This window comes from Nocardia sp. bgisy118 (assembly GCF_057708605.1).
The window spans coordinates 244,484-251,634 of record NZ_JBYISM010000008.1 but is presented as its reverse complement, the minus strand read 5'-3'; the positions used below and the strand labels follow the sequence as shown (position 1 = coordinate 251,634).

The 7,151-nt window shown below is 69.4% G+C and carries 5 protein-coding genes; 2 read left to right on the top strand and 3 right to left on the bottom strand.

Annotation, left to right across the window (positions count from 1 at the left end):
* Both uca and AC3EO7_RS13355 read right to left on the bottom strand, forming a co-directional pair.
* A partial coding sequence (gene uca / locus AC3EO7_RS13360) for an urea carboxylase (RefSeq protein WP_435591311.1) occupies positions 1-3,194 on the bottom strand: 3,194 nt, incomplete at its 3' end.
* Between the two features lie 11 nt (positions 3,195-3,205).
* A complete protein-coding gene (locus tag AC3EO7_RS13355) occupies positions 3,206-3,913 on the bottom strand; it encodes a GntR family transcriptional regulator (RefSeq protein ID WP_431966734.1) in 708 nt (235 codons plus the stop codon).
* 339 nt (positions 3,914-4,252) lie between these two features.
* On the opposite strand from AC3EO7_RS13355, the gene AC3EO7_RS13350 reads away from it, so the two are divergent.
* Entirely contained in the window at positions 4,253-4,531 is a 279-nt protein-coding gene (locus AC3EO7_RS13350; RefSeq protein WP_431966736.1) for a hypothetical protein, read from the top strand.
* A 506-nt stretch (positions 4,532-5,037) separates the two neighbouring features.
* On the opposite strand, the gene AC3EO7_RS13345 is transcribed toward AC3EO7_RS13350, so the two are convergent.
* Positions 5,038-5,628, bottom strand: a complete 591-nt coding sequence (locus AC3EO7_RS13345; protein ID WP_431966738.1) for a TetR/AcrR family transcriptional regulator — start codon at positions 5,626-5,628, stop codon at positions 5,038-5,040.
* Positions 5,629-5,689: 61 nt separating this feature from the next.
* On the opposite strand from AC3EO7_RS13345, the gene AC3EO7_RS13340 reads away from it, so the two are divergent.
* Complete coding sequence (locus AC3EO7_RS13340) at positions 5,690-7,066, top strand: flavin monoamine oxidase family protein (protein ID WP_431966740.1); 1,377 nt, start codon at positions 5,690-5,692, stop codon at positions 7,064-7,066.
* Positions 7,067-7,151: the final 85 nt, after the last annotated feature.

Genomic DNA, 7,151 nt, shown 5'->3' with positions numbered 1-7,151 from the left:
GCATCAACGGACTCGACAGCGTCGGCCGCCGCGCGGTGCTCGAGCAGTTCCTCGGGGCTCACCGGCTCCCAGATGATGCGGTCGAAGAACCGGAACAGCCACGGGGTGCCCGGCTCGAAGGGCGCGGACTGCCGGTAGCTGGACCAGATCGGCACGGTGCGGCCGATCAGCTGGTAACCGCCGGGCGAGGCCATCCCGTACACGCAGAGGTACTTGCCGCCGATGCCGACCGCGTCCGAGGGGGTCCAGGTGCGCGCCGGGTTGTACTTCGTGGTCACCAAGCGGTGTCGCGGATCGAGCGGAACGGCCAGCGGCGCACCGAGATACACGTCACCGAGGCCGAGCACCAGGTATTCCGCGTCGAACACCGTGTCGCGCACCTGCTCGACGCTGTCGAGTCCGTTGATGCGCCTGATGAATTCCGTGTTCGACGGCAACCACGGCGCGGTGTCGCGCACGCCGCTGCGGTAGCGGTCGATCGCCTCGGCGATGGAAGGATCGTCGAACGAGAGCGGCAGCCGGATGGTCCGGCTCGGCACCACCAGGTCGTGGGTCGCGGGCAGCTCCGCTTCCAACTCGGCCAGCGTGCCGAGCAGCCGGTGCTGGGCGAGCACGTCCGGATCGAAGTGGATGTGCAGCGAGCGCACGCCCGGGGTGACGTCGACGATGCCGGGCAGGCCCGCCGCCGCCAGCGCCTCGGCGAGCGCGTGCACCCGCATGCGCAGGCCGAGATCCAGCACCATCTCGCCGTATTCGACGAGGATGTTGTCGTCGCCGCCGCGCAGGTACGTCACCCGCGGCCGGTCGGCATCGCCGGGCGCGGTGCCGAGCACGCCGCGATCGCCGAGTGCGTCGCGGGCGGGGGATACCGTCGCCTTCGCGCGCCGATCGTCGGAGCGGCGCAGCTCGGTGGCCTCGTCGTCGTCGACGGGCACGAACCGGACGGTGTCGCCGGGGCGCAACTGCCCGAGTTTCCACCGGTGCGCCGAGATCACGGTGAGCGGGCAGGCGAAACCGCCGAGGCTCGGTCCGTCCGGGCCGAGCAGGATCGGGGTGTCGCCGGAGACGTTGAGCGCGCCGACGCTGTAGGGGTTGTCGTGCAGGTTCGACGGGTGCAGTCCGGCATCGCCGCCGTCGGCCCGTGACCAGGCCGGCTTGGGGCCCTCCAGCCGGATGCCGGTGCGGTTGGCGTGGCTGCCCACCCGCCACGGATGCGCCGCGAACTGTGCCATGTCCGCGTCGGTGAAATAGGCGGGCGCGGTCTGCGGGCCGATGCCGACGGCCAGCTGCCACTCGTGGGTGAACTCGGGTCGCACCGGCGTTGCCGTGGATCGGCCCGGCTCCGCCGCGGGTTCGCCGATCGCCGCACCGTCGGTGACGATGTGCAGGACATCGCCCGCCGCAACGGCTTTGCCTGTGGTCCCGCCGAATCCGCCGAGGGTGAAGGTGGACGCGCTGCCGTGGTAGAGCGGGGCGTCGAGGCCGCCGCGCACGGCGAGATAGGTGCGCAGGCCGGTGTCGGTCGGCGCGCCGATGTCGAGCACCGCGCCCGCGGGGATCGTGATCGGTTCCCACATCGGCGCTGGTGTGTCATCGACGGTGATCGGCGCGTCCGCGCCGGTCACGCAGACCACCGTGGTGGTGGCGAAGCGCAGGCGCGGGCCCTGGAGCGTGCACTCCAGCGCGGGCAGGCCCGGCGGATTGCCGACGGCGATATTGGCTCCGGTGAACGAGAGGTCGTCCATCGGGCCCGACGGCGGAATGCCCACCTCCCACAAGCCGATTCGGCCAGGAAGGTCCTGGATGGTGGTCATGGTTCCGCCGCGCAGCACGTCGATGCGCGCCGCCGAAGGATGGATGTCGGCCAGCGTTCCGGTGCCGTGTGCCGCATCGCGCACCCGCGGATCCGTTGCCGCGGCGTGCAATTGGGCGATGTTCGTCTGCACGCCGTGAATCCGGGTCTCGGCGAGGGCGTCGGCCAGGCTGTCCAGCGCGGCGTCGCGGGTGGGGGCCGCGGCGATCACCTTGGCCAGCAGCGGGTCGTAGTACGGGCTCACCTCGGTGCCGGTGCCGACCCAGGTGTCGACGCGCACGCCGGAGGGGAATTCGGCGGCGGTGACGAGTCCGGCGCTCGGGCGGTAGTCCTGGCCGGGGTCCTCGGCGTAGACCCGGGCCTCGACGGCCCACCCGGACTGGGCCGGGCCGGTCGCGGGCATGTCGTCCAGCATGGTGGCGTCCCCACCCGCCAGGCGCAGCATCCATTCGACCAGGTCGACGCCGGTGATCGCCTCGGTCACCGGGTGTTCCACCTGGAGCCGGGTGTTCATCTCGAGGAACGAGGCCGCGCCGCGCTCGGAGTCGTAGACGAATTCCACCGTGCCCGCGGAGCGGTAGCCGACCGATTCGGCCAACTCTCTGGACGCGGTGAGCAAGTGTTCCGTCAGCTCCTCGCCGAGCCTCGGCGCAGGCGCTTCCTCGATCACCTTCTGGTTGCGCCGCTGCAACGAGCAGTCCCTGGTGCCGAGGCTGACCACCCGGCCGTGCCCATCGCCGAACAGCTGCACCTCGACGTGCCTGGCGCGCGCCACGAAACGCTCCAGGAAGACACCCGTCGAGGAGAAGTTCGTCGCGGCGAGGCGCTGCACCCGGAGGTAGGCCGCGCGGAGTTCGTCCGCGGTGAAACAGCTCTGCATGCCGATGCCGCCACCGCCGCCGACGGCCTTGAGCATCACCGGAAAACCGATCCGCTCCGCCTCGGCCACCGCGTGCTCGGCCGAATCCAGCAGGCCGCTCCCGGGAATCAGCGGCACGCCGACTCGTTTCGCGGCCTCGCGTGCGGTGTGCTTGTCGCCGAAGATGCGCAGCTGCGCCGGTGTCGGGCCGACGAACGCGATGCCCGCTTCGGCCACCGCCGTCGCGAAATCGGCGTTCTCCGAGAGGAATCCGTAGCCGGGGTGGATAGCACCCGCTCCGGTCGCCAGCGCCGCTTCGATCACCAGGTCGGCGCGCAGATACGACTCGGCGGCCTGCGCAGGGCCGAGCCGTACCGCGGCGTCGGCGAATTCGACGTGCGGCGCCGCGGCGTCCGCCTCGGAGTAGACGGCGACGGTCTTCAGGCCGAGCGACTTCGCGGTTCGCAGCACCCGGCCCGCGATCTCGCCGCGATTGGCGACGAGGACAGTATCGAAATCCACGGTGCGGTCCCCTATTCAGTTGCCAGCGACATCGCGGTGATGGCGCGGGTGACCCGCTCCAAGACGACGTCCAGAGATTCCCCGATGTGGGTGTGCAGCAGGCGATAAGCCAGCGACAGGTCCTCGGCGAGCACCGCCTCGAGGATCGCGAGGTGCTCGGTGATCGTGGTCTCGATCCGGTTGTTGACCATGAAGTCGTACATGCGCACGTGCCGGATCCGGGAGTTCACCGATTTCAGTGCGCGCACCAGTTCGGCATTGCCCGCCGCGGTGAGCAGCGTGACGTGGAATTCCTCGTCGCGCACCACGAAACCCGGCTCCTGCGCCGGCGGATCGGCCTGCAACTCGAGCCAGCTCGCGCGTTCGGCCTCCAGCAGCGCGTGATCGTGGCGCACTTCGGGATTGCCGATGGCGCGCTGAATCCCGCCCAGTTCCAGGGTGATTCGCAACTCGTACAGGTCGCGAATCAGGGGGATGCTCGGCCGCACCGGGCTGAAGCCGTACTCTTCGCGGCGCAACAGCCCGTCCGAACACAGCACAGTCAGCGCCTCGCGGATCGGCGTGCGCGAAATACCGAAGCGCGCGGACAGTTTCGGCTCGGTCAGCCGCTCCCCGAACTTGATGTCCCCATTCATCAGCTCATCGCGCAACGTCGTATACACCACATCCCGCAACGGCCGTCCCGCTGCATCGGCCAGCGTGGCCACCCGTGTCGACATGCGTGTATACGCTATGGACCTCGCGTTTCCACCATGTGTCCGCAAGTAATCAAGTGGTAAGCGTCTCCTCACCGCGCCCGACCCCCACACTACCTCCGCTCAGCCCCGCACCAGCTCCGCCCGCAGTCCTGCACTCTTCACCGCCGGTGGGGGTGGGGTGGGAGGAGACTGCAACAGCGGGCTACACGGGGGTGTCGTTGGTCGTCATATCGGGCGGAGATGCTGGGGAAAGCTTCGGTACCGGGACGATGCTGTCCCTCATCGGCATGCCGGCCGTGTGCGCCTTCAGTCGGCGGTCCCGGTGCCGGGGCGTAGACCCTCTGCCGCTGGGAGGAAGCTATGGATGCCTCCGTGTTCTTCGCATTGCTGGCGCTGGTGTGCGGCCTGCTCGCGGTGATCGCCGCGACCGTCTGGTGGCCGGTGCCGAATCAGCCGCCGGACGGTGAGCTGCCGCTAACCGATGTCGAACGCCGCGGGGTAACGGACGGTCCCGCTCGGCAGCGGGTGGGCCGGTTCGAGCGCGCGCGCCGTCAGCGCCTCGTCGGGCACCTCGATGCCGATGTCGTATCGCGAGGCTCGGACGAAGCCGAAGCGCGGGTGATACGTCGGATCGCCTAGCGCGATGACGTGCCGCTCACCCCGCGCTCGCACCGCCGCGAGCGCAGCGCGGATGGCGGCCCAGCCCGCGCCGGTGCGCTGGTCTCTCCCATGCTTTCGGCCGAGCCCAGACTCGCCGAAGCGACGCGCCGATCGATCCGGACATTCGTCGGGACACGCTGTGTGACAGGACGTTTGACCGATCGCGTCGCATAGTGTGTGCACACCTCCCGTCGAGGGGCGGTGGACTCAGGTCCAGACACCGCGCCCAGAAGTGAGGTGGTGGGGAATGGCGAAGCATCGCCGGAAGAAGAGCAAGGCCCCGGTCGATTACGGCACACTGCTGTTGGTAGCTGCCGTGACCGCCGGGGCGCGCATGCTGGTCCATCGAGTACGGGCTAGCTGACCCATCGGTGGGGCGTCGTCAGCAGCGGCGCTCCACCCTCTCGACATCACCGAAGTGACGCCACGAACTATACCGCCTGGCCGCCGCCCCTGTCTCGAAAGCGATTCCGGCGAAATCCGTGTCACCGCCCGGTGAGCCCCTCGAGCAGATCGCGCATCAGATCCACGGCTTGCGGGCGACCGTCGTCCACCTCGGTGAGTGTCAGTGATAGTTCGGTGAGAGCCCCGTACAGCGCACTGGCGAGCAGTTCGGCCGAGTAGGGCTTGATCAGGTCGTCCGCCAGGAGCGTCCGGACGGCATCGAGGACCAGGCCGCCGAGATGCTGCCGGTCCAGCTCGCGCCAGCGCTGCCAGCCGAGCGCGATGGGGCCGTCCATCAGCACGATCTTGCGGTAGTCGGGGTCGGCGCACACGTCGAGAAACTCCTCGATACCGCGCTCGGCCTGCTCCAGCGGGTCCGAGCCGGCCGTCGTCGCCTCGCGAATCCGTTGCGCCGCTTTGCTTTCCAATTCGTCGAAGACCGCCTCGAACAGACCACGCTTGCCGTCGAAGTGGTGGTACAGCGCGCCGCGGGTGAGGCCGGCGGTCCGGACCAGCTCCTCCGCCGACAGCTTGGCGTAGTCGCGCTCGACGAACAGGCGTCGCCCGGTCTCGAGCAGCGTCTGGCGGGTGTTCTCGGCGTATTTTTCCCGCACTGTCTTGACAGTCTCCATGCAACAGGGATATCACATACATAATGAATCTCAGATACACGGTGTATGAAAGCAGGTCGAGATGAGTGAATCGACAGACGTCGTTGTCGTCGGCGCGGGTGTGGCGGGGTTGGTGGCCGCTCGCGAGCTGGTCCGCGCCGGGAAGGAGGTGCTGGTACTGGAGGCGCGCGACCGAGTGGGGGGACGGCTGCTCAGCGAAGACCTGCTCGAAGGCGTGCCGATCGAGATGGGCGGGCAGTGGGTCGGTCCAGGACAGGACCGAGTGCTCGCTTTGATCGCCGAACTGGGACTCGCCACGTTCCCGACCCACGTCGCCGGGCAGAACATCGGCGAATTCGGCGAGACCCGTTCGGTCTACACCGGCCGGATCCCCAAGCTGAACCCGCTCGCGCTCGCCGATATCGGGCAGGCGCAGTTGCGGCTGGATCGGGTGGCGCGCGCCGTCGCCGAACGCGACCCGTGGCTCGCGCGGCACGCGGACAAGCTGGACGGGCAGACCTTCGCCACCTGGATGCAGCGGCATGCCTACACGCCCACCGGCCGCGCCTTCCTGCGGATGGTCACCGAGGCGGTGTTCGCCACCGAGCCGGAGGACATGTCCGCGCTGTGGGCGGCGTTCTACGTCGGCGCGGCGGGCGGACTGGACGCGCTGATCAACACCGAGGGCGGCGCGCAGCAAGACCGCGTGGTCGGCGGCACCCAGCGGATCGCCTTGGCGCTCGCCGAGCAGCTCGGCGAGCGCGTTCTGCTCGACGCTCCGGTGACGGATCTGACCTGGAGCGACGGCGAGCTTCACGTGTCGGCCGGGCGCACGGAGGTGTCGGCGCGACGGGCGGTGATCGCGATCCCGCCGCCACTGGCGTCCAGGATTCGCTACCGGCCCGGTCTCCCCGGCGGGCGCGATCAGCTCGTCCAGCGGATGCCGATGGGTCGCGTCATCAAGATCAATGTCGCCTATTCGGAACCGTTTTGGCGCGCGCAGGGCTTCAGCGGACAGGCCAACAGCGATCGGCGACCGCTCGGCACGGTCTTCGACAACACCCCGCCCGACGGCGCGCCCGGCGTGCTGGTCGGCTTCTTCGAAGGCAAGCACGCCGACGCCATGTCCCGGCTGACTCCGGCGGCGCGGCGGGCCCAGGTGCTGTCCGATCTCGTCGGCTATTTCGGCCCCGCGGCGGCCGAGCCGATCGCCTACCTCGAACGCGACTGGGCCGAGGAGGAGTACAGCCGCGGCTGTTACGGCGCTTTCGCGACGCCGTCCACCCTCACCCGTTTCGGCCCGGCGCTGCGAGCGCCCATCGGACCGCTGCACTGGGCGGGCACCGAGACCGCCACCCGCTGGGCGGGATACATCGATGGAGCGGTGGAATCCGGAGAGCGGGCCGCGCGCGAGGTGCTTGCCGCATTGGAGAAGCGGAACCGCGCCGCAGTGGACTGACTCGGCCGCGTATTCGACCGGATAAAAGAAAGGGCCCCTGACCGGAAGACCGGTCAGGGGCCCTGTCGTGTCTCAACCACACGAG

Excerpts from the sequence above, each read along its gene's own strand:
- AC3EO7_RS13355 (WP_431966734.1), bottom strand. The coding sequence starts at position 3,913 with ATGTCGACACGGGTGGCCACGCTGGCCGATGCAGCGGGACGGCCGTTG.
- AC3EO7_RS13350 (WP_431966736.1), top strand. The coding sequence starts at position 4,253 with ATGGATGCCTCCGTGTTCTTCGCATTGCTGGCGCTGGTGTGCGGCCTG.
- AC3EO7_RS13345 (WP_431966738.1), bottom strand. The coding sequence starts at position 5,628 with ATGGAGACTGTCAAGACAGTGCGGGAAAAATACGCCGAGAACACCCGC.
- AC3EO7_RS13340 (WP_431966740.1), top strand. The coding sequence starts at position 5,690 with ATGAGTGAATCGACAGACGTCGTTGTCGTCGGCGCGGGTGTGGCGGGG.